Genomic DNA, 753 nt, shown 5'->3' with positions numbered 1-753 from the left:
ATTTAATAATTTTTTTTATTAATATTTTACTATTAGGTTTATTATAATAATATAATACTGCCAAATAGTATAAAACTTTATCTTTTTCATAATCTAATCTCAAAAGTTTTTTAAATGTTTCTATTGATTTTCCTTCATCTCCACTAGAAGAGTAAATACCATACTGAACCAATCCTAATAAAAATAATAATTCTTTATTATTAGGATCATTTTTTAACTGTTTCTTTATTATTTTTTCAGCTTCTTCATAACAAATTTCATCTTCTTCTTTAATCTCTTCATTATTTATACCCTTGCTTATTGAGCATTTTATTTCTTCTATTGTATAATTTTTATAATTTTTATTTTCCATTTTTTATTCTCCATAAAAATATGATTATTTTTCTAATTTAATACTTCTAATTTTTTCTTTAGCCTCATCAGTCTCATCATTATCAGCATCTATTTCTAAAATTTTTTCATACATCTTTAAAGCATTATCTTTTTGATTTAATTTCATGTAGAACTCTGCAACAGTTTTTAAATAGAATACATGCTCACCATCATCTGCAATTTTATCTTCATATATTTTTATAAGCTCTTCATAAATAGGAATGCACTCGTCATCTCTTGAAACTTTCTCAAACAATAAAGCTAAATTAGATAGATAGCTAATATAATGAAAATCAATTTTTTTATATGCATCTAATTTTGATATATTTCTATATTCATCTATTTTATTTATTAATAATTCTATAGCTTTATTATAATTTT

At 20.8% G+C, this 753-nt stretch carries 2 protein-coding genes; both read right to left on the bottom strand.

The genetic code is table 11. The features are described from left to right. Positions 1–352, bottom strand: a 352-nt coding sequence (locus EZH24_RS12995; protein WP_419670469.1) for a tetratricopeptide repeat protein, incomplete at its 3' end; no start/stop codon positions are given. Positions 353–376: 24 nt separating this feature from the next. Further along, positions 377–753 (bottom strand): tetratricopeptide repeat protein (locus EZH24_RS12990; RefSeq protein ID WP_137999440.1); only part of this gene is annotated, 377 nt, incomplete at its 5' end.

It is taken from the genome of Brachyspira catarrhinii, from assembly GCF_005518285.1.
GTDB classification, from domain to species: domain Bacteria; phylum Spirochaetota; class Brachyspiria; order Brachyspirales; family Brachyspiraceae; genus Brachyspira; species Brachyspira catarrhinii.
The sequence above is the reverse complement of the archived record's forward strand: the minus strand, read 5'-3'. Positions and strand labels throughout refer to the sequence as shown.